This window comes from Hahella sp. HNIBRBA332 (assembly GCF_030719035.1).
In the GTDB taxonomy this organism is placed as follows: domain Bacteria; phylum Pseudomonadota; class Gammaproteobacteria; order Pseudomonadales; family Oleiphilaceae; genus Hahella.
Genome location: NZ_CP132203.1, coordinates 5,838,098 through 5,863,222, shown reverse-complemented (window position 1 = coordinate 5,863,222; position 25,125 = coordinate 5,838,098). Strand labels below are relative to the sequence as shown.

General features: G+C 55.8%; 24 protein-coding genes. 11 read left to right on the top strand and 13 right to left on the bottom strand.

Annotated features, from left to right (window positions below; translation table 11 throughout):
- Positions 1-3 precede the first annotated feature (3 nt).
- Together O5O45_RS25880 and O5O45_RS25875 are read left to right on the top strand one after the other, a co-directional pair.
- Positions 4-984 carry a type II secretion system F family protein gene (locus tag O5O45_RS25880; RefSeq protein WP_305902196.1) on the top strand — a complete coding sequence of 327 codons (981 nt, stop codon included), beginning with the start codon at positions 4-6 and terminating at the stop codon, positions 982-984.
- A gap of 24 nt (positions 985-1,008) precedes the next feature.
- A complete protein-coding gene (locus O5O45_RS25875; protein ID WP_305902195.1) occupies positions 1,009-1,494 on the top strand; it encodes a pilin in 486 nt (161 codons plus the stop codon).
- Between the two features lie 11 nt (positions 1,495-1,505).
- Here O5O45_RS25875 and O5O45_RS25870 read toward each other — a convergent pair whose 3' ends face one another.
- A complete protein-coding gene (locus O5O45_RS25870) occupies positions 1,506-1,889 on the bottom strand; it encodes an MmcQ/YjbR family DNA-binding protein (protein ID WP_305902194.1) in 384 nt (127 codons plus the stop codon).
- A 20-nt stretch (positions 1,890-1,909) separates the two neighbouring features.
- A complete protein-coding gene (locus O5O45_RS25865) occupies positions 1,910-2,524 on the bottom strand; it encodes an FMN-binding negative transcriptional regulator (protein WP_305902193.1) in 615 nt (204 codons plus the stop codon).
- Between the two features lie 191 nt (positions 2,525-2,715).
- Here O5O45_RS25865 and O5O45_RS25860 point away from each other — a divergent pair, with 191 nt between their 5' ends.
- The 3 genes from O5O45_RS25860 (at position 2,716) to O5O45_RS25850 (ending at position 4,154) form a co-directional block, all read left to right on the top strand.
- Positions 2,716-3,231 (top strand): GNAT family N-acetyltransferase, encoded by a 516-nt coding sequence (locus O5O45_RS25860; protein ID WP_305902192.1) that lies wholly within the window; start codon positions 2,716-2,718, stop codon positions 3,229-3,231.
- Positions 3,232-3,340: 109 nt separating this feature from the next.
- Positions 3,341-3,616, top strand: coding sequence for a PepSY domain-containing protein (locus O5O45_RS25855; protein WP_305902191.1), 276 nt, complete (start codon positions 3,341-3,343; stop codon positions 3,614-3,616).
- 10 nt (positions 3,617-3,626) lie between these two features.
- Positions 3,627-4,154 carry a cytochrome b/b6 domain-containing protein gene (locus tag O5O45_RS25850; RefSeq protein ID WP_305902190.1) on the top strand — a complete coding sequence of 176 codons (528 nt, stop codon included), beginning with the start codon at positions 3,627-3,629 and terminating at the stop codon, positions 4,152-4,154.
- 24 nt (positions 4,155-4,178) lie between these two features.
- Here O5O45_RS25850 and O5O45_RS25845 read toward each other — a convergent pair whose 3' ends face one another.
- Positions 4,179-4,931, bottom strand: coding sequence for a substrate-binding periplasmic protein (locus O5O45_RS25845; RefSeq protein WP_305902189.1), 753 nt, complete (start codon positions 4,929-4,931; stop codon positions 4,179-4,181).
- Positions 4,932-5,144: 213 nt separating this feature from the next.
- Here O5O45_RS25845 and O5O45_RS25840 point away from each other — a divergent pair, with 213 nt between their 5' ends.
- Both O5O45_RS25840 and O5O45_RS25835 read left to right on the top strand, forming a co-directional pair.
- Complete coding sequence (locus O5O45_RS25840) at positions 5,145-6,017, top strand: MaoC family dehydratase (RefSeq protein ID WP_305902188.1); 873 nt, start codon at positions 5,145-5,147, stop codon at positions 6,015-6,017.
- A 167-nt stretch (positions 6,018-6,184) separates the two neighbouring features.
- Complete coding sequence (locus tag O5O45_RS25835) at positions 6,185-7,126, top strand: GGDEF domain-containing protein (protein WP_305902187.1); 942 nt, start codon at positions 6,185-6,187, stop codon at positions 7,124-7,126.
- A gap of 132 nt (positions 7,127-7,258) precedes the next feature.
- Here O5O45_RS25835 and O5O45_RS25830 read toward each other — a convergent pair whose 3' ends face one another.
- The 3 genes from O5O45_RS25830 to O5O45_RS25820 are packed head-to-tail and all read right to left on the bottom strand — an operon-like array spanning position 7,259 to position 13,166.
- Positions 7,259-8,701 carry an efflux transporter outer membrane subunit gene (locus O5O45_RS25830; protein WP_305902186.1) on the bottom strand — a complete coding sequence of 481 codons (1,443 nt, stop codon included), beginning with the start codon at positions 8,699-8,701 and terminating at the stop codon, positions 7,259-7,261.
- On the bottom strand, positions 8,694-11,867 hold the full coding sequence (locus O5O45_RS25825) for an efflux RND transporter permease subunit (RefSeq protein WP_305902185.1): 3,174 nt from the start codon (positions 11,865-11,867) through the stop codon (positions 8,694-8,696). Before O5O45_RS25825 ends, O5O45_RS25830 begins: the two co-directional genes overlap by 8 nt.
- A 12-nt stretch (positions 11,868-11,879) precedes the next feature.
- Entirely contained in the window at positions 11,880-13,166 is a 1,287-nt protein-coding gene (locus tag O5O45_RS25820; RefSeq protein ID WP_305902184.1) for an efflux RND transporter periplasmic adaptor subunit, read from the bottom strand.
- 179 nt (positions 13,167-13,345) lie between these two features.
- On the opposite strand from O5O45_RS25820, the gene O5O45_RS25815 reads away from it, so the two are divergent.
- Positions 13,346-14,335 (top strand): LysR family transcriptional regulator, encoded by a 990-nt coding sequence (locus O5O45_RS25815; protein WP_305902183.1) that lies wholly within the window; start codon positions 13,346-13,348, stop codon positions 14,333-14,335.
- A gap of 27 nt (positions 14,336-14,362) precedes the next feature.
- Here O5O45_RS25815 and O5O45_RS25810 read toward each other — a convergent pair whose 3' ends face one another.
- Positions 14,363-14,920, bottom strand: a complete 558-nt coding sequence (locus O5O45_RS25810; protein ID WP_127974268.1) for a DUF1439 domain-containing protein — start codon at positions 14,918-14,920, stop codon at positions 14,363-14,365.
- 92 nt (positions 14,921-15,012) lie between these two features.
- Positions 15,013-15,453 carry a GNAT family acetyltransferase gene (locus O5O45_RS25805; RefSeq protein ID WP_305902182.1) on the bottom strand — a complete coding sequence of 147 codons (441 nt, stop codon included), beginning with the start codon at positions 15,451-15,453 and terminating at the stop codon, positions 15,013-15,015.
- Positions 15,454-15,513: 60 nt separating this feature from the next.
- Here O5O45_RS25805 and O5O45_RS25800 point away from each other — a divergent pair, with 60 nt between their 5' ends.
- From O5O45_RS25800 to O5O45_RS25790, 3 genes are all read left to right on the top strand, one after another.
- Positions 15,514-16,059 (top strand): DUF1439 domain-containing protein, encoded by a 546-nt coding sequence (locus O5O45_RS25800; RefSeq protein ID WP_305902181.1) that lies wholly within the window; start codon positions 15,514-15,516, stop codon positions 16,057-16,059.
- Positions 16,060-16,350: 291 nt separating this feature from the next.
- Positions 16,351-17,853: a trypsin-like serine protease gene (locus O5O45_RS25795; RefSeq protein ID WP_305902180.1), complete on the top strand. Its 1,503-nt coding sequence runs from the start codon at positions 16,351-16,353 to the stop codon at positions 17,851-17,853.
- A gap of 349 nt (positions 17,854-18,202) precedes the next feature.
- A complete protein-coding gene (locus O5O45_RS25790; RefSeq protein ID WP_305902179.1) occupies positions 18,203-19,450 on the top strand; it encodes an OmpP1/FadL family transporter in 1,248 nt (415 codons plus the stop codon).
- 65 nt (positions 19,451-19,515) lie between these two features.
- On the opposite strand, the gene O5O45_RS25785 is transcribed toward O5O45_RS25790, so the two are convergent.
- The 5 genes from O5O45_RS25785 to O5O45_RS25765 all read right to left on the bottom strand — a co-directional run bounded on the left by O5O45_RS25785 (position 19,516) and on the right by O5O45_RS25765 (position 25,064).
- On the bottom strand, positions 19,516-20,028 hold the full coding sequence (locus O5O45_RS25785; protein WP_305902178.1) for a M23 family metallopeptidase: 513 nt from the start codon (positions 20,026-20,028) through the stop codon (positions 19,516-19,518).
- Positions 20,029-20,199: 171 nt separating this feature from the next.
- Positions 20,200-22,182 (bottom strand): alpha/beta hydrolase family protein, encoded by a 1,983-nt coding sequence (locus tag O5O45_RS25780; RefSeq protein ID WP_305902177.1) that lies wholly within the window; start codon positions 22,180-22,182, stop codon positions 20,200-20,202.
- A 609-nt stretch (positions 22,183-22,791) separates the two neighbouring features.
- Positions 22,792-23,262, bottom strand: a complete 471-nt coding sequence (locus O5O45_RS25775; RefSeq protein WP_305902176.1) for a DUF2269 family protein — start codon at positions 23,260-23,262, stop codon at positions 22,792-22,794.
- A 15-nt stretch (positions 23,263-23,277) separates the two neighbouring features.
- Complete coding sequence (locus tag O5O45_RS25770; RefSeq protein WP_305902175.1) at positions 23,278-24,588, bottom strand: NAD(P)H-binding protein; 1,311 nt, start codon at positions 24,586-24,588, stop codon at positions 23,278-23,280.
- A complete protein-coding gene (locus tag O5O45_RS25765) occupies positions 24,585-25,064 on the bottom strand; it encodes a TetR/AcrR family transcriptional regulator (RefSeq protein ID WP_305902174.1) in 480 nt (159 codons plus the stop codon). The genes O5O45_RS25770 and O5O45_RS25765 overlap by 4 nt, the downstream gene beginning before the upstream one ends.
- Positions 25,065-25,125: the final 61 nt, after the last annotated feature.

Here is a 25,125-nt window from a genome sequence, read left to right as displayed (position 1 = left end):
ACCGTGATCCTTATTTCTTCGCCAAACTCAAATCTGAGCCAATTGTTGCGACATTTGAACCATCAGGTTCAGCAGGGACTTTCTCTGGAGCAGGCGCTGGCCAGACTGGAGCCTCTCCTGCCGGCTCACGCGCAGCCTCAGGTTGAGCAACTGAAAAAAGTATTGCAGGGTGACGTCAGCTTACATACCACGCCTTATCAGGACAGTCCCTTCTACGACATCAGTCGGCTCGCCGCCATTGTGCGCGCCAAAGGCGGCTCGCTACCCGGCTTCCTGGAACGCTATATCTCCCACTCTCACACCATGGAAGTCTCCTGGCGGGGCGTCTGGGACGGATTGCAGAACCTGCTTGGCTACGTCTTCGTCCTGTTGATGATCGCCATCCTTGTTTTCAGCGTCCTGCTCATCAAGGTATTGCCAGGATTTCAGGCGTTCTACAGTGAAACAAACATGGAACTGCCAGCCTTCACATTGTTGCTGATATCCGGCATGGAAACTTTTCAGTCGGTATGGATCCTCGTCTTGATTGGCCTGATTCCGCTATTTTGGATGGGGTTCAAGACGGTCGGTTGTATTCGACGGTTGAGGCCCATGCCGAACTTCATGCAACGCCTCCCAGGCTTGTCCTCCATCGCCAAAGCCCATTTACGCTATATCTGGCTCGCCAACGCCTACCTGCTTAACCGCTCCGGTCTGGATGCGGAAACGTCCTTACGTGAAGCGCTGCAGCTCTGTTCCAACGCCAGCCTGGAAGACAAGCTCTCGCAACCGGAATACCTGGATCTGACGATCGCCCTAAAAACTGACGCGCTGGAGCAGGAGTTGGCGTATCAGTTCGAGCGACTCAACGTCGCTTACTCCGCGGCGCTGGCTTCCTTCAAAGCCAAATTCGTCGCAGGCGTCAGCACCCTCATCGCCATACTGGTGGGAGCGGTCATCATCGCCGTCTACCTCCCGATTTTCGGCTTAGGCTCCGCTATTTAACCGTTATTCATCAAAGGCAGAATTATGACTAACACAGCGCAAAACGGCTTCACCCTCATCGAATTAATGATCGTGGTCGCCATCATTGGCATTCTGGCGTCCGTCGCCTTGCCCAGTTACCAGGTTTACATCACTCGGGCGCAGGTCACCGAGGCGGTCACCATCGTGGGCGAACTGCGCGATCAGGTGAAAGAATATTACAAATACAAAGGCGATTTTCCGACCGACAACGCCGCCGCAGGCATGCCTGCGCCCAACAAGTTATTGGGGAACTTTGTGAAGAACATCTCCCTGGAGAACGGCGCCTTTCATGTTCAGTTGGGCAACAAGGTGAACAAAAGTCTGCAGGACAAATATCTCACCATCCGTCCCGCCATCGTGACCGGCAGCCCCGCCAGCCCGATGACCTGGTTGTGCGGACATAGTCCCGCGGTCGAGGGCATGGAGGCCATCGGCGCCAACAAGACGGATATTGATCCGGCCTACCTGCCCTCCAATTGCCGGTTTTGAACCGTCCGGGCTCAGGCGGGGAATAGTGTTTCCCTGCCGTAACGCAGCTCCAAAGCCTGACGCTCCACCTTGGTGAGGCCTTTAACCACCAGCGCGTAGGAGTTATCGATCATCCGTTCGATTTCTCCGGGTGGCACCCCGCCATCCAGCGCCAGTGTATTCCAGTGCTTTTTATTCATGTGATAGCCCGGCGTTACGGAAGGGAAGATATCCCGCAACGCCAGCGCCTCGACAGGATCGCACTTCAGGTTCATGCGCCCTTCGCCGTCTTCCATGCCAAGGGTCGCGAACATCTTGCCTTTGATCTTGAACACCGCCACCTCAGGTCCAAACGGAAAATCCTCGATGGCTTCGGGTTTACTTAAAAGCGCCTGTCTGGCCGCTGCGTAGTCCATATCATCGCCTCTAATTAAAGTCAGCTATCCTGCAGCAACTGCATCTGCTGCGCGATCACCCGGGAATTCTCGTCCGGCTGCGTCGACAACCCGGCGATCACACCGGCCCGATCCTGTGGATTACGATTCTGGCTGAGCTTGAACTTGCCGTTCAAGGTTTCGATATCAATGCTGAAGCCGACAATGGCTTTCATCATCGCCTCCAGCTTCGCTGGCGGTACTTTACTCATTTTCCAGGGGTTGGCGAACGCCGCTTCGTGTTTATCGCTCAACTGCTCCAGCAACCAGGGCAGACGTTCGGGAGGCAATAATTCCGAGCGCCCCCGCACCTCCACGCTCATGAAATTCCAGGTAGGCACCATGCCCGTACTTTCATACCAGTCCGGCGACACGTACGCATGCGGTCCCTGAAACAGCACCCGTGTTTCATCGGCGCCGTCCAGCTCCTTCCATTGATCGTTCTGGCGGGCCAGATGGCCATATAAACGGTTATTCTCGCGATCCAGTATAAAAGGGACTTGATTGACCTCCAGCATCCCGGCTTTCAGCGTCATCAAAACACCGAAGCTCCAGCGGTCAATAAAATCCAGCATGGCGGAGCGGTCCTCCACCTTGAATGAAGCAGGCATGTACATAGTCGAAATATCCCTGACTGCACGGACTGTGGGTAAAACGTCACGCCTAATGGCGTCTAACACATCGGGTTGAATAATATAGCGTTTTTAGCCCGCGCCGACACAGTCCGTCAACGGGCTTTTCGATAATAACGTTTTACGCTATAACGGCTGGGCGTTTCACACATCTCAGGTTAAGGACATCTGCCCACATGCTTAACGCCGTCTTTGAGGATTTCCAGTTACGTCCCGCGCAAGAGGCGGACCTGCAAGCCGTCGTCGATATCTATAATTCCACGGTCGCTTCCAGACAAGTCACGGCGGATACGGAAGAAGTTTCCGCAGCGAGTCGTCGGGACTGGTTTCTGCGGCATACCGATGCACGCCCCCTGCTGGTGGCGGAACGAGATGGTCGTCTCCTTGGCTGGATCAGTTTCGAACCCTATCACGCTCGCCCTGCCTATCGTCATACAGCGGAGTTAAGCATCTACCTGGCGCCGCAGCAGCGGGGCAAAGGACTGGGCGCCCGCCTGTTGAGTCACGCGATAGCGCTGGCGCCGCAGCTTGGGGTTACGGCGTTGGTCGGCGTGATTTTCTCACACAATGCGCCCAGCCTCGCCTTGTTTCGCAAACACGGCTTTCAATGTTGGGGGGAACTGCCCAACGTAGCGGAAATGGACAGCGCGCTCTACAGCGTGACGCTTATGGGCTTGTCGCTGCCTCGATAAGACCGGTAAAAATTCTTCTTCATCGGGATTTGACTTAAGCCTCCCTTAAGCTTCGCCCCTTAATCTGCTCCTTGTCGTTAAACAAGACATTCACACAAGGAACAGATTTATGAAATCAACCTCAATCGCCTTACTCGCCGCCGCCCTGAGTCTGTCAGCAGCCACCGCGTTCGCAGACCCTACCTGCACCACCGAGCCCAAGTCCGCCTGGCAGGACCAGGAAGTTTTCAAACAGTCGCTGCTGGACCAGGGTTACAAGATCAAGAAATTCAAAGAGACAGACACCGGCTGCTATGAAATCTACGGCTGGAACAGCCAGGGTCAGAAAGTGGAGATCTACTTCAACCCGGTTAACGGCGAAGCTGTCAAAACTGAAATAGATTAAGGAGTTCCCTATGCAAACCATTCGTGTCTGGGACCCTCTGGTCCGCTTATTTCACTGGACGTTAGCCACAGCGTGCATTCTGAATCTGTGGGTTCTGGAGGATGGAAGTTCCTGGCACGAATGGGTCGGTTATTATGCCGGAGGCGCTGTTGCGATCAGAGTCTTATGGGGTTTTATAGGGACGCCCTACGCGCGCTTTCGGTCTTTTTTTCCCACGCCGACCCGACTTAAAAACTATGCAGGCGCTCTTCTGTCCGGTAAGCCCACGCAAACAGTAGGGCACAACCCGATGGGCGGTCTGATGATTCTGGCGCTCATGTTCCTGGTGGCTGCGTTGGCCGTCAGTGGCTGGATGATGAGCCTGGACGCCTTCTGGGGCGAAGATTGGCTGGAGGAAATTCATGAGGGCTTAGCCAGCGCGTTAATGGCGCTCATGCTGATTCACATCGCCGCAGTGAGCCTGTACTCGCGCTTCGGTAAAGAGAACCTTATCGCCGCCATGGTCACCGGCAAGAAACAAATCAGCAAACCCGAATAACCACCAGACGACGCAAGTCTGCGACTATTGGTACTTCTTCAGAAAAGCGGCGTAAGCGCCATCTTCCAGCATACGCTGCAATGTGACTTCCATTTGCCGCAGCATTTCCGGGTCCTTGGCCAGCGGCGACTTTCTGGAAATAATCAGATGGGCGGGGATATCCTGGGATAGTTTCGTCGGCAACGCCATTATTTTCCCATCCAGCCCCAGCTCCCGCGCCATGTAATCCACTTCCAGCTCATTGCCGATCACGGCGTCAATGCGCTGTGCGGCAAGCAAGCGCAAGTTATGGCTCATGCTCTTCTCGACCACCTCAAAACGCCCCCGTTTTTGTGCATGATCAAACTCCGGATTGATGGAAAAGCCGAGATTCTTGCCCAATACTTTGCCGTCTAAATCCTCCAGACTGTAAAAAACGATAGGCCGTTCCGGGTTAACAAACACGCAATAGGTGCTCAGATGGATCGGCGGGTCGAGAAAAATCGCATACTCCTCCCGTTCCGGCGTACGAAAAGCGGAGAAGCCGCCATCAATAGCGCCCGCTGCTACTTCGTGCAGAACTCTCTTCCAGGGATAAAGCTTAATCTCGACGTTCCAGCCCAGACGTCGCGCCATTTCTTTAACGATATCCACGTCCAGCCCTTTGATTTGGTCGCCATCGCGCCATTCATAGGGTGTGAAATCCTCCTGTGACGCCAGCACAAGCGATGTTTCCGCCGCCGACGGCTGCGCCAACAACGCGAGCAGCCCACTAAGCACTAATACTGACAGTCTCATTTGGCCCCGTCTCCGCATTGATAATAGCGCCCTATCATCCTTTCGGCCGATCCCACCAACCCAAAAGCCTATTGTAGCTGATTCTTTTTTAATCTATTTATATAGCAACTTTACAAACGGTTACATATTTACAACAGACAACTTTATAACAGACAACCGGGATGTCACGAATGAGCGCATTCGACCACCGGCCGGCGGCGAGAAGAGAACATTATGCACGTAGTAAGCTATACCGAACCCCAACTTCCTGACCTGCTGACGCTTTACGCCAAGACCTTGCTAAAGCGGGAGCTGACCTACACTCGCCTGCCCGAATTATGCGTTGAGGTTTTCGATATCACTCTTTGCCGCAGCCACCTGGATAAATATCTGCGCTTCTTTGAGTTTAGTCCGCAATACCGTCAAACTGAACGCGCGCCCCTGCCGTTTCTGTATGTTTTTACCCAAAAGCCCCAGTTGACCCTGCTGACCCGGCCGGAATTTCCTCTCAAACTGCTGGGTCTGGTGCATCTGGGCGTCAAATTCATCCAGCGCTTTCCGGTCTGCGCCCAGGATCGATTGACCGTGCGCGCTTATTTATCCGGTCAGGAAGAATGCGCACATGGGCAAAGCTTCACCGTCACGACGGAAATCTGGACCCGCGGACAGGTCGCGGTGGAAATGATCAACCATTACCTGAGCAAACGCCCCGGTAATCATCGCCCCGCCCGTAACGGACCACGCACACCGTTTTCCGACGCGGCTCCGCAGACGACCTTCTATTTCGGCAGCGCCGATATTCGCCGTTATGCGCGGCTGTCCGGCGACTTCAATCCTATCCACCTGTACCAGTGGACCGCACGTCTGTGCGGTATGAAGCGCCCGATAGTGCACGGCATGTACTCCGTCGGCAAGATCATGGGCTATCTGAGCAATCAGAATGAACGTGAGATTCGTCAGGCGTCCTTCAAGTTTACCCGTCCCGTCTACGTACCCAATGACTTATCCTTGTGGACCCACGCTTTCGACAATCGCACCATGGCGACCCTGGGCAGCCGCTCCAACGCCCCCAGCGTCTCCGCCGAGATCGAATACAAGTTGGGCTGAACCTGCTCCGCCGCGTCCTGCGGCGGAATTATCCTGAAAAGTATGCTACTTAATTAATAAGCGCCTTTTTATTGCGCCGTATTGCGCTGACGTCGGCACAAGCCGCGGCATGCGCTTAACGCCTTATTCCGATTTAATTTTTTGCACCCGTCGGGGAGCCTTTATTCATGTCCAGCGAAGTCAACGATCTGGAGCATACGCTGTTCGCTTTTATAGAAAGCAGCGATGAAGCTTACGCCCTCTTCAACGACCAGGATCTTCTTGTTTACTGCAACGCCGCTTTCGCCCGGCTTTTCAATGCTGAGCGCGAATTTCTCGCCGGTTTCAGTTTTCGCCGTCTGGCCGAACGCTGTTACGACACCCGGCAAGGCATTCACATCGAGTCTGACGATCTGGAAGGCTGGCTGCGTTATGCGCAGGAATTACGTCGCACACGCCAGTTTCGCAGCTACGAGGTGGAAATCAGCGGCGGCCGCTGGTTTTTATTCTCGGAGCAGATCGACAATCAAGGACGCATGCTGGTGCGCGCCCGCGATCTCACTGCGCAGAAGCAACTGGAAGGACGCATCAATCACGCCAATCAGAAGTTACGCCATATGGCGATGACGGATGAGCTGACCCATGTCGCTAACTATCGCGGCTTCTTCGAAGCGGCGGAAGCGGAGGCGAATCGCTGCTGGCGCACCGGCGCGCCCATGACGCTGATGCTGCTGGATATGGATCACTTCAAAAAGGTCAACGACAACTATGGCTATCCGGTCGGGGATGAGATCTTGCGCCGCATCGCGGAAATGTCCCGGGAGGCCTTGCGTGAATACGATGTGTTCGGGCGTATCGCCGGCGAGGAGTTCGCGATTTTCCTTAGTCAGGCCAATGATAAGGTCGGCATGCAGATCGCCGGACGCCTCATCGAGTCAATTGCCGACATGGTCTTCACCGGACCCGCCGATGGCGATCCGGAAGTGCGCGTCACCGCGTCCATCGGGCTCTGTATTGGAGAGTGCGATACGCCGTTCGAGCAGCTTTTCAAGCAAGCGGAAGTCGCCTTGCAGCAGGCCAAGGATCAAGGCAGGAATCGTGTGGAGGTTTTCCACATGAAAAAAGTCTGACGACGGTTTTCAACGCTGAAAAAGGATCTGCGACCACCCGCCGTCAACGTCGTGCGCCCTTGCGCTTGTCATGAGATCGCAAAAAGATCGCAGGGCGCGGCGGCGACGTCGGATGGTCGCAGAAAACAGGGGCTAGCCTCGTGTGAACGCCTTCAAGCCGGTCGCGGCGACATTATCCGCCGGCGCTTCCCAGCCTCCGCCCAGAGAGCGGTAAATTTCCACAACGCCTTTCATGATATCCGTCTCCGCCTGCATCGCAGCGTCTTCCGCCGCCAGACGGGTGCGCTCCGTGTCCAGCAACACCAACAGGTCAATAAAGCCTTCCTTGTATTGCGCCTGGGCGATTTCCTGGGCCCGCGCGCTGCTCTCCACCTGCGCCTGCAAGTGCAGATAGCGTTGCTGGCTCTGGTGATAATTAACAAAGCTGAGCTGTGCGTCTTCCAATGCCCGCAACACCGTCTGCTGATAGTCTTCCAGGGCCGCTTCATTCTGCGCCTCGGCCACGCGCACCCGCGCCTTCAGGGAGGCCCAATCCAGCACCGCCCAGTTCAGGCTGGGGGCCACGGACCAGGCGCCGGAGGAGGATTTCAGCAGCTCACTGCCGGAGCCGGAAATAAAGCCCAGGAACCCGGTCATTTCCACCTTGGGAAACAGGTCCGCCGTCGCCACGCCAACCCTGGCGGTGGCTGACGCCAAACGGCGTTCAGCGACGCGCACGTCAGGACGGCGACGCAACAAGGCGGCGGGGTCGCCAATAGCAAGCGCCGTCGCCACCTGGGGAATGGGCTGATAGCTCAAGTCCATCGCCAGCTTGCCAGGCTCGGAACCGGTCAGCACCGCCAGCCGATACTCATCGCGGGCGATGCGCGCCTGCAACGGCGCCAGAGTAGCCTGCGCCCCGGCGTATTGCGCCTTACTGCGCACCACATCCAGCTCTGCGCCGACTCCCGTCTTGTACTTGGCCTCCGTCAGTTCCACCACGGATTTGAGATTCTCCAGATTACGCTGCGCCACTTGAATCTGCGCCTGAGCGCCGCGTAAGTCCGCATAGACGCGCACGACTTCGGCAATGATCTCTACCTGCATATTGCGCAACGCCGCATCGCTGGACAGCGCTTCCGCTTCGGCGGCTTCAATCAGCCGCGTCACGCGGCCGAAGAAGTCAAGGTTCCAGCTCAGGTTGCCTCCGGCGGAGTATTGCTCCACCTTGGCGGCGTCAGAGAAGTTCGGCGCGGACTTCGCTCGCGAGGCGCTGTACTCAGCGCCCACGCCGCCTTTCGGAAAGCGGTCGTCGCGACTGTCGTCAAATGCAGCGTAAGCGGCCTTTACATTGGCCCGCGCCTTGGCGATGTCGTGATTGTCGGCGAGGGCGAGATCCACCAGTTTCTCAATACGGGGATCGTTGAACTGCCCCCACCAGTTTTCCTCCATGCGCTGGAAGTCGAACTGCTGTTGGTTGAACGTCTGCAATTGCGTCGCAGGAATTTCTGGAGCCTGATAGTCAGGCCCCACTGTCATGCATCCCGCCATAGCCAGAGTCAGCGCGGAGACCAGGAAAAGCTTCGCCTTACGCATGAGCCACCTCCCCTTGCGCTTCGTCCTGCGGATCGCGTTTTTTCACCCAGCGACGAATCAGGTGATAGAACAGCGGCGTCAGCAACAATCCAAAGATCGTTACCCCGATCATGCCGGAGAACACCGCGACGCCCATGGCGTGACGCATTTCCGCGCCGGCGCCGCTGGAGTACACCAATGGCGCCACGCCCATGATGAACGCCAGGGACGTCATCAGAATCGGACGCAAACGCAGGCGACAGGCTTCCAGGATGGCGTCCATCAGACTGAGACCCGCGTCCTGACGCTCCTTGGCGAACTCCACGATCAGAATCGCGTTTTTGGTCGCCAATCCCACCAGTACGATCAGTCCAATCTGGGTGAAGATATTGTTGTCACCGCCGGACAGAATCACCCCGGTCATGGCTGACAACAGCGTCATCGGTACGATCAGAATAATCGCCAATGGCAACGACCAGCTTTCGTATTGCGCCGCCAGCACCAGGAAGACCAGCAGAACAACCAGCGGGAAGACGAATACCGCTGTGTTGCCCGCCAGAATCTGCTGATAGGTCAGCTCGGTCCACTCAAAGGTCATGCCGTTGGGCAGCTCGTCTTTGAGCAGCTTCTCAATCGCCGCCTGGGCCTGGCCTGAGCTGTAGCCCGGGGCTGGCGCGCCGTTGATTTCCGCGGTTGGGTAACCGTTGTAGTGCATAACCCGATCCGGCCCCGCCGTATGAGTCACGTTCACAAAGGAACCGATGGGGATCATGTCGCCCTGGCCGTTACGCACTTTCAAGCGACTGATCTGGTCCGCCTCCTGACGGAAGTCATCCTCCGCCTGCACATTCACCTGATAGGTGCGACCGAACTGGTTGTAGTCGTTCACATACAGCGAGCCCATGTAGACCTGCATGGTTTCGAACACGTCGTTCAGAGACACGTTGTGAGACTTGGCCTTCTCGCGATCCACGTCCACATCGATCTGCGGCACGTTGACCTGGAAGCTGCTGAACAGGCCGGTCAGTCCAGGGGTCGCCCAGGCTTTCTGCACGATATTCTGGGTTTGCGCATACAGCTCGTTGTAGCCCATGCTGGCGCGATCTTCGACCTGCAGGCGGAAACCGCCGATGGTGCCCAATCCCATGACCGGAGGCGGTGGAAAGATCGCCACAAAGGCTTCCTTAATGGCGCTGTATTCGCCGTTCAACTGTCCTGCGATAGCGCCTGCGGACAGAGAGGGGTCTTTACGTTCCTCGAAGGGCTTCAAAGTCACGAACACGATGCCGCTGTTAGGGGCGTTCACAAAGCCGTTCACGGACAAACCAGGGAACGCGACAGCCGATTCCACGCCGGGGTGCTTCAACGCGATGGCGGACATTTCCCGAATCACGTCTTCCGTACGATCCAGCGAGGCCGCGTCCGGCAACTGCGCGAAGGACACCAGATACTGCTTGTCCTGCTGCGGCACGAAGCCCACCGGCGTGGTCTGGAACTGATGATAGGTCAGACCGATCAGGCCGCCGTACACCACCAGAATCACCAGGCCGCCGCGAATGATGCGTTTCACGCCCCAGGTATAGGCATTGGAAGCCTTCGCAAAGAACTTGTTGAAAGGCGCGAACAACCAGCGACCGAACAGACCATCGATAATGCGGCTCAACAGATCTTTCTTGGCGCTGTGCGGTTTCAACAGCACAGCGGACAGAGCCGGACTCAGGGTCAGGGAGTTGATAGTCGAAATGATCGTGGAGATCGCAATAGTCAACGCGAACTGTTTATAAAACTGGCCGGTCAGGCCAGAAATAAACGCGGTAGGAATAAACACCGCGCTCAGCACCAGAGAGGTCGCGATAATCGGGCCGGTCACTTCTTTCATGGCCTGCTTGGTGGCCTCCACCGGCGTCATGCCCAGCTCGATATTACGTTCGACGTTTTCCACCACCACAATGGCGTCATCCACCACGATGCCGATAGCCAGCACCAGTCCAAACAGCGACAGCGCGTTCAGCGAGAAGCCGAACAGATACATCACCGCAAAGGTGCCCACCAGGGATACCGGCACCGCCACCAATGGGATAATCGAAGCGCGCCAGGTCTGCAGGAACAACACCACGACGATAACTACCAGCAGAATGGCCTCCAGCAGTGTTTGCACCACCGCTTTGATAGAGCCTTTTACGAAAACCGTAGGGTCGTAAACAATGGAGTAGTCCACGCCTTCCGGGAACGTCTTCTTCAGTTCCGCCATGGTGGCGCGCACGTTGTCGGAAATTTCAATGGCGTTGGAGCCGGGACGCTGGAAGATCGGCAACGCCGCCGCAGGCTTGTTGTTCAGCAAAGAACGCAATGCATAAGTGCTGGAGCCCAGTTCCACGCGACCGACGTCTTTCAGACGGGTCATTTCCCCATTCGGACCAACACGGACAATGATGTTTTCAAACTCTTCGATGGATTCCAAACGGCCTTTCACGTTGATCAGCAGCTGGAAATCGCTGGCGCTGGGAGACGGCGGCGCCGCCAAAGTACCCGCCGCCACCGCGCGGTTCTGTTCACGAATAGCTTGCAGCACGTCGCTGGTGGTCAGATTCAGCGCGGCCACTTTTTCCGGGTCCAGCCAGATGCGCAAAGAGTAATCCCCGGCGCCGAACACACGTACTGCGCCTACGCCTTCAATCCGCGACAACGCGTCTTTCACGTTCAAGGTGGCGTAGTTCGCCAGATAGAGCGTGTCGTAACGGTTATCCGGCGACACCATGTGCACAACCATGGTCAGGTCCGGCGAGGATTTCTCCGTCGTAACGCCTAATCGCTGTACTTCATTGGGCAGGCGCGGCAAAGCGCGGCTGACGCGGTTCTGCACGTCCACCTGAGCTTCGTCGAGATCCGTTCCCAGGGCGAAGGTCACCGTCAACGCCATGCGGCCGTCGGAAGAGGCCTGGGAAGACATATAGAGCATGTTCTCCACGCCGTTGATCTCTTGCTCCAACGGCGAGGCGACAGTTTCAGCGATAACCTTGGGGTTGGCGCCGGGATAGGTGGCGTTCACCACCACCGTAGGCGGAACCACCTCGGGGTATTCCGTAATAGGCAGCTCGAACACCGCCAATGCGCCGGCGATAAATATCATTATCGACAGCACGCCGGCCAATATGGGCCGATGAATGAAATATTGCGACAGATTCATAACTGCTTACCTCTAGCCGCGAGGCTGTTCCAATGCGGCGTTGGGAGAGGCTTTCGCTGGCGCAGCGGCCTGCGCCGCCTCCAGACGGGCCTGCTCCGTCAAATACTTTTCCACGATCCGTTGTTGCGCGTAGAAACGCTCCAGCGCAGCCGGTTCCACCATGGCGGTTTCCTGGGGCGTCACTTCAGCGCCGGGACGCACTCGTTGCAGGCCATTCACCACGATCTTCTCGCCGGGTTGCAGCCCCTTGCGAATCAGACGCAGACCATCCACTTTCGGGCCCAGCTCCACTGGACGATAGTTCACCTTGTTGTCTTCGCCGAGCACCAACACGAACTTGTTGCTTAAATCCGTATTGATGGCGCGGTCGTTAACCAGTATCCCTTCATGGCGGCCGCTGGCGATGATTCTGACGCGGGCGAACAGACCGGGAGTGAACTCTTCGTGCTGGTTATCGAACACCGCACGACCCCGTATGGTGCCGGTCTCCGGATTCACCCGGTTATCCAGAAAGTCGATATAGCCGGTGTGCGCATAGTCCTGCTCGTCAGCCAAGCTCATCAATGCAGGATTATCGCCGTCGCGGGCGCTGGGACGATCGCCCCGCGCCGTCTGCTCGCGATACTTCAGATAGGTGCGCTCATCGGCGTCGAAATAGGCGTAGACCTTGTCTGTAGACACCAATGTCGTCAGCAGGCTCTGGCCGGCCTGGACATAGTTGCCTTCAGTGATGATGGCGCGGGAGACGCGACCGGAAATCGGCGCCGTCACTTTGGTGAAACTCAGACTTAACTTGGCGGACTCAAGGGCCGCCCGAGTGGACTGCACTTGTGCGCGCGCCTGACTCAACTGGCTCTCGCGGCTGTCCACCTGCTCCACGGAAATCGCGTTCTGCTTTTTCAGGCTTTGCGCCCGCTTCATGTCGCGCTCAGCAAGATCTAAACGCGCCTCAGCGCTGGTCAGATCCGCATTCAAGCGATTCACTTCCGCCTGAAAAGAGCGGGGATCGATTTCAAACAACAGATCGCCTTTGTTGACCCGAGCGCCTTCTTCGAAGGTCACTTTATCGATGTAACCTGAAACGCGCGGGCGTAATTCGACGGTTTGCGTCGCCTCCAGGCGACCGGTGAATTCGTCCCATTCCGTAACGGGCTCGCTTAGCACAGTCGCGACGTCCACCATTGGCGGCGCCATAGCGTGGCCTTGCTGTTGCGGAGGTTCAGCGGGTTGGCAGGCGCTCAACAGGACTGCCGCCGACACTGCCGCTCCGTATAGAATGAGAGATCTGGAAAATTTCATGACAAGCTCCTTTGACTGACAGGCGCACAATAACTGCTCCCTACTGACAACCTGCTGTCAGTAGCTCCGTTAGCGCCTCAGGTTTTTTTGCGATGCTTGCATTTTGTTCATAATCATTGATATCGTCTAATTTATATTTGATATTCGACACATCATTAATTTTTATATGAAGGCTCGATATGCGTAATATAGATTTGAATTTGCTCGTTATTTTCGACGCCATCATGACCGAAAACTCCATTAGCGGCGCGGCGGAGCGGCTTTCCATGACCCAGCCGGCGGTGTCCAATGCGGTGGCGCGCATGCGTCAGGTCTGGAACGATCCCTTGTTCGTGAAAAACGGACGTGGTATCCAGCCCACCACCCACGCGCTCAGCCTGTGGCACCAGGTCAGCGGCCCGCTGATTCAACTGAAGGACGCGGTCAACCCGCAGGATTTCGACCCATCGTCGACCCGCAGACGCTTCCGCGTGGGCATGAGCGATATCACGACAGACCTGATCTGGCTGCCCATGCGCAGAATGGTGGAGACGGAAGCGCCTAACATCGATCTGCATGCGGTCCCCGCCAATGGCAATAACTCGGAAAGCATCCTGACCAACGGCGAAGTGGATATTATCGTGGGAGTGATGCAGGAGTTCCGCACCTCGTTCCGCAACGACTTTCTGTTCGAAAGCGATTATGTTTGCGCCATGCGGAAAGACCATCCATTGGCCGCGGAGCCGCTGACGCTGGAGAAATATCTAAAGGCGGACCATTTGCTGGTGTCCCTCACTGGAGAAGCCACCGGCTTCGTTGATATTACGCTCAGCCAGCAAGGGTTGAGTCGTCGTGTGGCGATGACGGTGAATCATTTCGCTTCCGTGCCGGCGTTGCTGGAAGGCAGCGACCTGATCTCCATCGTGCCCAATATGGTGATCGCCAAGGGCGCCAAATGCGGTTCGCTGCATGTCACCAAGCCGCCACTGGAAATACGCCCCACCCCTGTCTCCATGATCTGGCACGCCCGCCATGATCGCGATCCCGGCGTGTTATGGCTGAGAGAGAAGATCAAGTTTTTCACGATTGCCGAGTGGCTGAAATACCTGCCAAGCTGTTGTCCGCAGGTGTGTCATTTACATCCATGGGAGGATGTAACAGAGGAAGGGGAAGAAGCCACCATGGACTGACCGCCAAAGGCGGCCAGTCCGGCGGGATTACTTATCGGAAGGCACGAACACCAGTTTGCCCGGCGCCACTTTCAAATCCATATTGGTCAGAGACATGAACTGTCCCGCCAGATTGGCGTCATCCAGACGATACACTGGCATGGTTTCCAGCATCTGCGCCAGAAAGCGCATGGCGTTGTCCGTCACGGGCTTGAAATCGCCTTTGAAGTAAGGGGAATCGATACGGCTGTCCAGCAACCGCAAACGACGGATATACACCGCCTTCTCCTGGCTGTTGTAATAGGGCGCGCCCTCCACTTTCAGGAAAACGCCCACCGGCAGTTTCGCCATCAGCGCGTTGACCGCGACTTCGCCGTTCAGCTCCAACACCGCTACATCGCGGCCTTCCGGCCCCAGGGTGACATCCACTTTGTCGAGCGCCAATGACAGTGGCGACCCGGATTCCAGTTGCTGGCGGTCATAGCGACTCACCTGCTCCTGCATGTAACTCTCCAGTGTGGCCTCGCTGATGCTGAAAGGCGACAGCGCCGCACAACCACTCAATAGAGACATCAAAACCAAAATCGGTAAAAACAGTTTTTTCATGTGGATCATTTCCAGAGTTCTTTGTCGTCCATCCTGCAATATGCCGACGCGGGGGGCAATAGCGTATAACCACGTCGTCCGCAGGGAGGAAATCAGTCCGGGATCAGGCGCTTGCCCATGCTGATGGACTGATCTTCCAAATAGCCCAGGGCAGTATAAAACCCGATGGCGGCCAGATTATCCTTACGAATCTGTAAGTTTATCTTCGGACACCCCATCGCCAGCAAACGCCTCTGCAGCTCGTCCATCAATGCGCGCCCCCAGCCCGAACCCTGATGTTGAGGATCCACCGCCAAATAGTTCACCCAGCCACGATGCCCCTCATAGCCGCCCATTACGGTCGCCGCCGGACGTCCCCGCCACTCTCCCACCAGAAACAGACCAGGATCGACTTTAAGTTTGCGATGAATGTCCTTGCGCGGATCGTTCCAGGGACGCACCAGGCCGCATTGTTCCCACAAAACGACGACCTCGTCTTCATCTTTCATCTGGAAAGTTCTTATTATCAGTTCAGACTCATTACTGGTTACCATGATCAAACGTCTCCCGCGGGAATTGAACATGGCGCTTAAAACAACATAATCAGCAGCGGTATGCAAAATTTAAGGCTCGCGTGGACTTATAAAATCAGTCGCAGCATCGTCAGAGCGCTGGCTTACAGGCTGGCCTTGTCCGAACTGGATTTACAGCGCTATCTCACTGCGCACTTTCCTATTGAAACCAGAAAATACCTGTTGGGGGTCCGGCTGCATGATCCCTGGGTGCGCCTGGACGACGCCCGCAATCGCATCGCCGTCGGAGCCAGGGTGGAGTTGCAGCTTCCCGGCGGCTTTATCTCCACCGGCATCGTGGAAATGGAGGGCGTTCTCTCCTATTCTCAGCAGGAAGGAGCGTTTTATCTCTTCGACCCGCAAATCACCGATCTACAACTCCATCCCATCCCCGGCCGCTACCTGAAACCGGCCCGCGCCGCCGTGCGTATTGCACTATCCCGTTATGTCGCCGGCGCCCCTGTCTTCCAGTTCCGCATGGACAGCCTGCGCCACCGACTGGCGCGCGCGCTGGTGAAGAACGTAGAGGTGCGTCGCGGCAAGCTGCGCGTGCGCTTCCGGGCCTCACGACAAAACTACGAGACCTGAGTACGCGGCGCCTAGGCTATACAGGGGATACATAGTCTCAAATTCACCGCTATATTGGTTTACCGGCACAGCCGATAAGACCCTGGCATAGACCCCTGAACCTAAGACATTCGACCGAATTGAAGGCATGCGGAGGTGGATGTATGGTTTATTATCTGAACACCAATAAATATAAAAGGAGCCGCGAGAGCGCAGTCCCCTCTCGCCTTGGTGCACAGCCGACGGGGAGCAATCAGTACAACTAAGAAAAAGCTCTCTTTAATAAAACAATCTCATGCAATGGAATCTACAATGAAACTGTGCAAAAAACCCCTGCTTGTAGGGATGATGACCGGACTGACCTTCGCCGCCGCCAATGTCTACGCCAGCGGTCCCGACAATATTGAATCCTACCGCAGCATTACCGCGAAAATCGTGGGCGGAGAAGAAGCCTCTGAAGGCGAATTTCCGTTCATGGTGTACCTGCAGTACAACGGCGGACAATGGTGTGGCGCATCCGTAGTCAGCGACTACTACGTGCTCACCGCCGCACACTGTACATCCGGACGCTCCGCCAGCAGCTTCAAGGCGGTTGTCGGTCTGCATCGCCAGAACGACATGAGCGACGCCCAGGTCATTCAGGTGACGGAAGTCATCAACCATCCGGGCTACAACTCCAACACTATGCAAAACGATATTGCATTGTTGAAAGTCGCGCAGAAAATCGATGAGAAATATACCCGCATCACACTGGGCGCGCCCAACGATATCTATGACGGCCTCATGACCACGGTCATCGGCTGGGGGGATACGTCCGAAGGCGGCAATTCTCCCAATGCCCTGCAGAAAGTGGACGTGCCGGTCGTGTCTCTGGATGAATGTCGCAGCGCCTACGGCAGCAGCAATATTCATGATCATAACGTCTGCGCCGGCCTCAAGCAGGGCGGCAAGGATTCCTGTCAGGGCGACTCCGGCGGCCCATTGTTCATCAACCAGGCGGGCGAATTCCGTCAATTGGGCGTCGTCAGTTGGGGCGACGGATGCGCGAGGCCGAACAAGTACGGCGTCTACACAGCGGTGCCCAGTTTCACCAGCTGGATCAACTCTCATACCGGCGGGGATGACGGTGGCGACGACGGCGGCGATGATGGCGGAGACAACGGCGACGCCATCAGCCTGAGCAACGGCAAAGCCCTGACCGACCTGAGTGGATCCGCCGGCAGCTCGAAATACTATGTGCTGGATGTGCCCACTGGCGCCAGCGACATTTCCTTCAAGATTGAAGGCGGCTCCGGCGACGCCGACCTCTATGTGAAGGCGGGCGAGAAGCCGACTTCCTCCAGCTATGACTGCCGCCCCTACAAAAACGGCAATAATGAAACCTGCTCCGACCTGCCGGTTAAGCCAGGCAAATACTACGTTATGTTGCAGGGCTACAGCGCCTATAACGGTCTGAGCCTGACCGGTTCATTCAGCGGCGGTAATGATGACGGCGGCGACGATGGCGACAGCGGCGAAGGCAATGGCGTTGAAAGCGGTCTGAGCGGCGGTTCTGGCGAGTGGCTGCATTTCAGCGACGTCATTCCAGAGGGCGTATCCACACTGACCGTTAAGATCTCCGGCGGCAGCGGCGACGCAGACCTTTACGTGCGTAAGGGCAGACAACCCAGCGGCAGTCGTTTCCAGTGTCGTCCTTATAAAGACGGCAACAACGAGTCCTGCGTCATTCCTAACCCTTCAGCCGGCGAATGGTTCATGAGCCTGCGCGGTTATACCGATTTCAGCGGCGTCACTCTGGAGTGGTCCTCTCAGTAAACTCTCTCAGGCGGCGCCCTGGCGCCGCCTTCTCCCTCTATCCCTCATATTAATCCCCTGTTCCAATACGCAAGTTTGCGGGAAGACTGTAGTCGTCCGCCCCTGCGTCGTCACGTTTCGGGTAGTTCAAAAGGCGTAGTTAATAAAAATTAACAAAATTAATGTTTTAGCAAAAACCAGCAACCACGCGCCTTTTCAGGCAGAAAGTCTAAAAAACAAACAACGACAGTAATTTACGCCAATTGGCGGAAGCGAGCCTCACGCCTACCCTGTATCCTCTCTTTTCAAGAGACGGGTATATCGCCCGTTACACGACATCGTAAAAAATCTAAAAAAAGCGTGGAAATTGATGAAGCACTTTCAAGATAAAGTAGTAAGATCTCTAGTGACTGGCGCAGCGCTGGCGCTGAGTAATTCCGCCCTGGCGGCAGGTTTCCAACTTGTGGAGCACAGCGCGTCAGGTATGGGCCGGGCCTACGCCGGCGAAGCAGCAATCGCCGATGACGCCAGCGTCCTGGCGGCCAATCCGGCGGCAATGTCGCTGATCGAAAAAAGCACGTTCAGCGGCGCATTGAGTTTTATCGATCCTAACGTCGAGGTTGATGGCACTCGCAATATAGGTCCCTTGCCCAATCTGGATGCGGGTAAAGACAGCGCCGCCCCAAGCGCGCTGGTTCCCGCTGTTTATTATGTACACCCCTTAAATGATCAGGTAACCGTCGGCATTGGCGCATTTTCCAACTTTGGTCTGGAAACTGACTACGGCAATGACTACGGGGCAAGCGACATCGCCAACAAAACCAGCATTACAACCGTCAATATCAACCCCAGTGTCGCTTATAAACTTAACGACCAATTCAGCTTGGGCTTGGGTATTAACTACGTAAGAGCTGAGGCGGAGCTTTTATCCACAATGCCTGATAGCACTGGCCCTCTGGCTAGAGCCAAGAACGTCGACCTTTCCGGCGATGGCGACACCTGGGGCTGGAACGCAGGCGTACTATGGAACCTAAGCCAGGACACCCGCTTGGGACTGTCATATCGCTCCAAACTTTCCATTAAGCTGGAAGGCGATATCAAATCAGACACTATCGCCGCATTTAACGACAGCGGCTCATTAACGGTGGATCTGCCCGACATCACCGAGTTGTCCTTATTCCAACGCATTAATGACCAACTGGCTGTGCATGCCAGCGTTACTTATATGGGTTGGGAACACTTCGACAAACTGGAAGTTAAACTGAACAGCGGTCTTGATCAGGTACTGAAACAAGAAAACTGGGACGACTCTATCCGCTATGCGATTGGCGCAACTTACAATGTCGACAATAACCTGACCTTGAGAGCAGGTCTGGCGCTGGACGAAACGCCCGTAGCGGAAGAGAATCGCAGCCTGAGCATTCCTGACGCGGACCGTATGTGGTACAGCATCGGCGCCACCTATAAAGTTAACGCCAATATCAGCGTAGACGCAGGTTACACTCACCTGAATGGCGACAAGGTTTACCTGTCTGAAGAGTCCACTTTGGGTGAGTTCAACGGCTCTTCCGAAGGCGACGCCAACCTGTACTCCGTACAGTTGAACTGGGTATTGTAATCCCGTCCTTCAAAGCGCCTGCCTCCCAGGCGCTTTCTCTCTTTCCTCTCTCGTAGGCGACAGCCTCACTTCACATCCAAGACTTCATTGGGATCAAGGAAAAACATTTTCTTCCAGCCTTGGGTGGCGTCGTCCGCTCGCCATGGGTAAGGAAGCAGCGTCACGGCCGAGTAGTGCAAATGCGGCGGCTTGCCTTTTGCGTTGCCGGTATCTCCCACAGTTCCTACCGGCGTTCCCGTTCGCACCAGATAGCCGGGATATACCGCCTGATCCTTGAGATGCGCGAAGTAGTGTATGCGCCATTTCGGCCCCAGCACCGCCACGACTTTCCCGCCTATGCCGAGCTCGCCGCGAAACACCACGACGCCATAAGTAGGAGACACCACTGGCGTTCCCGCATCGGCGAAGATATCTATTCCTTTGTGCACCCCAGATCTCCCCCAGGGTTCATACCAAAATGTATTGGCGTTCCAGTCTTTGCTGGTCGCTCCCTGCACCGGTATGGTCGGAGACTCCGGCGCCGCCATCCAGACAATGGACAGTCCCAATAGAATTAACAGCGCACGTTTCTTTTTCACAAGTCGTTCCTGATTACATATGGAGGGCTTCACTAGCGATAGCCAAGTCGCGAAGCAGAATTACAGCGCCGACCTTACAAAGTCCTCAGACCAGGTGCAACTGAAAATAGAAAGCGTCGGAGTTAACGCCGCCGCAATACGGCGACGTTAAGAGAGGGGGGTAGTTAAGACCTAAGACCGGGCGACGGCCTCTTCAGCCTTACCAAGGAACAGAGTGACGCCGGCGTCGCGAATCTGCAGCCCTTCGATGGTAATCAAGCCATTTGGATCCGCTTTCGCCAGCCCGCTCTGATAAATTTCAGAGGGATTGTCCGGATTAGTGGCTTTATACAGATAAACGCCTTTCGGTTCCGCGACAAAGCTCTGCAAACCACGCAGGCTGACATCCGCCGTCACAACATCTGAGGGCGCATGGGCTCTGCCCATCTGCAGGCACTCCCTCTCCGGGTTGAAACGTACGCACTTACGCAGACTACGCAGCTTTAGCGTCATGCGAAAACGCACTGGCGTGTCGACGATCGTATGCGTCTCCCACGTCAAATACCCATTGAGAACGCCCACTGCGTCGCCGTCCATTGGCGAACCGGAGCCAGGATCATCCGCGCCCTGTACATTAGTGAACACCGGATAACTTTGATTCTTGCGATAGGCGTATATCGTGGAGAAATCGATCATGGGGTCCCACTCGCCGCCCACTGGCGTATGGGCTTTACCGCCCTTAACGCGCTGGTCCCAAAAGAAATAGCCCAACTGCTTGTTGGTTTCCATCGTATGGTAGAACTCCGGTTTTTCATCCCAGCTGACGACATTGTCGTTCTTACCGTTGATGACATACATAATCGGTAAGTCAGCCCGGGCGTGATCCACCAGATAGCTCAGGTTCAGGCGGTCGTAGATCCATACGCCTTCTGTGTCTACAAACACCGTACTGGACGGTATATCGCCCCATAAATGATCGCCGTAGCAGCGCTCAGTTTCGCCTATGTCCCACTGATCGCTCTGTTCACTGTAAGATGCGGCGAAGTTAAATTTAGGCGCGCTGGCCATAACCGCCGCGAAGATTTCCGGCGACGCCACCGCAGTGAACAATGCGCCGATGCCGCCCATGGAATAACCTCCGGCATACACCCGATTGGGATCAATGACCGGCTTCAACTCCTCACCTACTTTGATCAGCCGTCCCTTCAGCCAGCTGATGATATGCAGCACCCGTTGTCGGCTGTAATCGCGGATAATCACTTGTCCGTTGCTATTGCGGGGCAACTCTTTGGCGCTGCAATTACGTATGCCCAGACGATCCGGATAGCCATACCAAAAGTCATTCACAAACTCCACCGGCCCTCTTTCGCAGGAAGGCTGAGTTGCGTCTCCGCCACAGGCGTCGAGAAGATTGGTGTTGAAGTTCTCCGGATAATAAACGATCTCGTCTTCAGCAGGGTTGTCAAAAGCGCCAGGTTTCACCTCAAACTCAGGGGTCTTGGCCGGGTCCGCACGTCGAGGGTGAAAGCCGACAAACAAGGGTTGGTCTGGCTTGCTGAGATCGCCTTCTATGCCAAAAGTGAACGGATAACTGGGCGTGTTGGAGAAGGCTTTCTGCGCGGCGGTGTCATAATGCGCGCCCCAATGAGTGAAATATTGCACGCCGCCTGCGTTCTCCTGCAGAAAAGGGACGGTTTTCGCCACTCTTTCATTGCTGACCGCGCAACCGAAAGAGACCTCCTCTACGGACTCCAGACGCTGACCGCCGCGATTGGGAAATACGGCATAGTAAGCGGTGGCGGTATCCTGCCTGATCGTGTGCACATACAGGCCTTCGCCTTTGGTCATCGGAAAGAACGGCGTCAGGAACGGTCGTCCCGACCTTCGCTTATTCAACCCTGAAGCGAATGCGGCATCGCCGAGCAGCTCGGCGTCTCCCACCAATACGGTCTGTGAAGCTTGATCCACCTGAAACGGCTGCGTTCCCCGATATACCTGATAGCGGACGCTGGGATCGTTGATTTCATTCCATTTGAGAAAAGTCTGGCCGTCGCCATAAGCGCAGACAAGGTCTGCGGCGAGCGCCGGTGCGGATATCATGGCGGTGATAAAAAAAGCGCCGACAACCTTCCTCAAAGCCAGACGTTCACCTGACTTCTCCTGATCCATGTTCATAAATCATTCCCTTCTTGTTGTGATATGACATCATCGGTAAGACGCGTTGGAGATATCCAACCATCTACAAAGGGAACGTAAACCGCAGACTGCGAACTACTAACCTGGACCGGGTCGTCGCATCCATTACTGCGTTAACAACTCATTCGTCACTGCTCAGTGGGCGGTCACAATAATGCGTGCGCATCCCACAGGGAGAGATTTCCTTTCTCCCCGGTCTCCGGGCCGTCGCCGTTCGCGTCCCCATCTGACCGACATCATGTTTCATTAACCAGGCAGACAAATAGCCTCCTTCTATTTGTCTGCAACGACAGGACCTGCACATGTCAGGTTCTGTCTCCCGCGGCTAAGCGCCGCGCAGGCGCATCCATGCGCCTCACTATTAACAAGAAGCTGACTGCTGGAACCGTTCCTTCGCGCCATCCTCAACTATTGGAAGATGTCCCCAGCCTCATCGCAATTGTAACGGGGTAAAATGATAATTCCACTCTTTTCAAAAGCTTAGCAAAGATCAGACCGATATCCGGAGGTTCCGTATTATTTACCCACGCGGATGACCGCAAATGCTCCCTTTTTATTTTTATTACGTCCGAACCTGCAAACGCCTTGTCACCAGCCTTGTTTGGTCACCATCAGATAGAAAATCCCCATAACGGCGATAAACGCCGGCCAACCCAGCGCATACCAGATACGCATGTAAACGCGGTGGGGATAATTGAAACTGGTCCCCTCTCGCACCGCCGTTTCCGCTCCACGGGCGACCTTTATCTGCAGCCAGACCACAGGTAGCCAACACAGGCCCACCAGGACGAACAACGCCAGACTCATCCATATCCAGGGGGTGCTGTAGGGAATATTAAGCCAATGCAGCATCAAGAAGCCGGTGAGCGGCTGGATAATCACCGCCGGAGTGGTGAACAACCAGTCCGCCAGCACCACGTTTCGAGCCACTACGGCGATGACCCGCACATCGCCGGTACAATCCGCTCGCCACATGTAAAACGCCGTTCCCAGTCCCGTACCAAACAGCAAGGTGGAGGAAAGGATATGAATCAGTTTGACCAGGGGATACCACTCCATACGACAACGCCTCTTTCAACGCAGCTTTTCCACCGCCAGAAATACGCTCAGCAGGCACAGTAGCGGCAAATTCTTCAACAAACCGCCCAGAGGCTCCAGCCATACGGACGGCGCCAGCAGTCCCAGAGCCAGCGTATATCCCAGCGTGCACGCCAACATCAGTTTTCCCGCCAACGCCATATGACGACGGCTCAGCAAAAACGCCCCCAGCGCGAGGTCCACTGCGCTGGTGAACCAGACCATAGGAAGCCATAGGAATTCGGGTAAGCCCATCGTCTTCAATATAGGCGAGAATGTCTCGGGTTGAGCGGCGAACCCCGCAATGCCTGACAGCAACCACACGACGACCAGCGTCAGCCATATTGGCTCCCGCAACAGGTAAAGTCTGGCATGCCAACGATCCTGCACAAAACTGGCCGACGTTTGTAGATATCCCTTTACGGAGCGCGGCGCATAGTCGAATTTTTCACAGGAGCGTTCATAGGCTCCCGACTCGGCATAGTTGCCTCGCTGCAACATGCCCCACACTGTATCGTTAAGCGGCCCGGCCCCCAGTCGACGTCCAATCCATACCGCCGCACCCACCAACGAAAGAGGCGCCGAAACTATCTGCGCGTCGGGAAACTTCAGCCATCGCCTCATCAAAGTAAGATACTCTTTCAGCGTAACGACTTCCGGCCCGACGGTGTACGCCACACCGCTGGTTTGCTCCAGACTCTGCGCATCGCTGGCGCCAGTCGCCGCCTGTGCGACCAAACACGCCAGATCCTCCAGCAGGATCGGCTGAATCTTCTGGTCGCCATCGCCAGGAACGAACAGCACCCCAGGTAGAGCCGCCAAGGCCCGCAACAAAGAGGTGCCGCCGTATGAACCTCTCTCTGACAACACCACGGATGGCCGCAGCACCACCGCCGTCGGCAGCGCCCGCAACAGATATTCATCAAACTTGTGCTTGGAGGTGATAAAGCCGCCATCCTGCTCCGTTCCCAAGGCGGAGATCTGCACAAATCGCTCCACACCGTTCTGTATGCAGGCTTCCGCCAAGGCTTTCGGCGCTTCGAAGTGCACTAAATCGAAGTCGCCTTTGCGCATCTCCCGCAGGATGCCTGCACAGTTAATGACAGCGTCCACGCCGCGCAGCATGGGGGACCAGTCTTCCATTCGGGTGAGATTCTGCAAATCCGCCTGGATAAAACTGACGGCCTCGGTTACGGGAATATTCGCGCGCCGCCGCGCCACCGCCACCACCTGGCATCCCTGTTCCAGCAGTTTTTCCAGAACGACGCTGGCGATGAAACCGCCGGCGCCGGTCAGCAATATCTTCATGACCGCTTTCCTCCCTCGCTGAGCCGCGTCCACAGCTCATGGCTGACTCTGGCCTGCAGCAAGGTAATTTCGTCCGGAGATAGATCTAGCTTATTCCCGCATTTTTCTACATATTCGCGCCATTTAGCATCATATTCACGCCAAAATCGCTGTGCAGCCGCCTCAAAGCGCCAGCCTTCGCCGATGACCAACCGGTACATGGCGATCGTTTCCTCACGCCACCAGTTTTCGGTTAACGCACGCCATAGGTCCAACTCGCCGCCACATGAACGCATAACGGGTTTTTGCGCTCTGAGCCAATCGTCGATAACGGCGTCAATGAGCTGGGATTTGTCGGGAAAATGGTTGTATACCGTTGGCTTTGATACTTTGCAGGCATTGACCACCATATCGATCGATGTCCCCTTGAAACCCTGCTCCAGAAAAATCCCTGTCGCCGTCTCAACAATAAAATCTCGCTTCGATGCTCTTGCCATGCTTAGAATTTCACTTTATTTTAACTAAACAGTTTAGTTTAATTTGAGTTGTTTCCATTAT

Bases quoted from the DNA above. Each gene is read 5' to 3' on its own strand.
- O5O45_RS25835 (WP_305902187.1), top strand. From the start codon at position 6,185: ATGTCCAGCGAAGTCAACGATCTGGAGCATACGCTGTTCGCTTTTATA.
- O5O45_RS25870 (WP_305902194.1), bottom strand. From the start codon at position 1,889: ATGGACTACGCAGCGGCCAGACAGGCGCTTTTAAGTAAACCCGAAGCC.
- O5O45_RS25855 (WP_305902191.1), top strand. From the start codon at position 3,341: ATGAAATCAACCTCAATCGCCTTACTCGCCGCCGCCCTGAGTCTGTCA.
- O5O45_RS25780 (WP_305902177.1), bottom strand. From the start codon at position 22,182: ATGAACATGGATCAGGAGAAGTCAGGTGAACGTCTGGCTTTGAGGAAG.
- O5O45_RS25800 (WP_305902181.1), top strand. From the start codon at position 15,514: ATGCAAAATTTAAGGCTCGCGTGGACTTATAAAATCAGTCGCAGCATC.
- O5O45_RS25775 (WP_305902176.1), bottom strand. From the start codon at position 23,262: ATGGAGTGGTATCCCCTGGTCAAACTGATTCATATCCTTTCCTCCACC.
- O5O45_RS25765 (WP_305902174.1), bottom strand. From the start codon at position 25,064: ATGGCAAGAGCATCGAAGCGAGATTTTATTGTTGAGACGGCGACAGGG.
- O5O45_RS25825 (WP_305902185.1), bottom strand. From the start codon at position 11,867: ATGAATCTGTCGCAATATTTCATTCATCGGCCCATATTGGCCGGCGTG.
- O5O45_RS25805 (WP_305902182.1), bottom strand. From the start codon at position 15,453: ATGGTAACCAGTAATGAGTCTGAACTGATAATAAGAACTTTCCAGATG.
- O5O45_RS25810 (WP_127974268.1), bottom strand. From the start codon at position 14,920: ATGAAAAAACTGTTTTTACCGATTTTGGTTTTGATGTCTCTATTGAGT.
- O5O45_RS25790 (WP_305902179.1), top strand. From the start codon at position 18,203: ATGAAGCACTTTCAAGATAAAGTAGTAAGATCTCTAGTGACTGGCGCA.
- O5O45_RS25875 (WP_305902195.1), top strand. From the start codon at position 1,009: ATGACTAACACAGCGCAAAACGGCTTCACCCTCATCGAATTAATGATC.
- O5O45_RS25845 (WP_305902189.1), bottom strand. From the start codon at position 4,931: ATGAGACTGTCAGTATTAGTGCTTAGTGGGCTGCTCGCGTTGTTGGCG.
- O5O45_RS25850 (WP_305902190.1), top strand. From the start codon at position 3,627: ATGCAAACCATTCGTGTCTGGGACCCTCTGGTCCGCTTATTTCACTGG.
- O5O45_RS25820 (WP_305902184.1), bottom strand. From the start codon at position 13,166: ATGAAATTTTCCAGATCTCTCATTCTATACGGAGCGGCAGTGTCGGCG.
- O5O45_RS25860 (WP_305902192.1), top strand. From the start codon at position 2,716: ATGCTTAACGCCGTCTTTGAGGATTTCCAGTTACGTCCCGCGCAAGAG.
- O5O45_RS25865 (WP_305902193.1), bottom strand. From the start codon at position 2,524: ATGTACATGCCTGCTTCATTCAAGGTGGAGGACCGCTCCGCCATGCTG.
- O5O45_RS25795 (WP_305902180.1), top strand. From the start codon at position 16,351: ATGAAACTGTGCAAAAAACCCCTGCTTGTAGGGATGATGACCGGACTG.
- O5O45_RS25830 (WP_305902186.1), bottom strand. From the start codon at position 8,701: ATGCGTAAGGCGAAGCTTTTCCTGGTCTCCGCGCTGACTCTGGCTATG.
- O5O45_RS25770 (WP_305902175.1), bottom strand. From the start codon at position 24,588: ATGAAGATATTGCTGACCGGCGCCGGCGGTTTCATCGCCAGCGTCGTT.
- O5O45_RS25815 (WP_305902183.1), top strand. From the start codon at position 13,346: ATGCGTAATATAGATTTGAATTTGCTCGTTATTTTCGACGCCATCATG.
- O5O45_RS25840 (WP_305902188.1), top strand. From the start codon at position 5,145: ATGCACGTAGTAAGCTATACCGAACCCCAACTTCCTGACCTGCTGACG.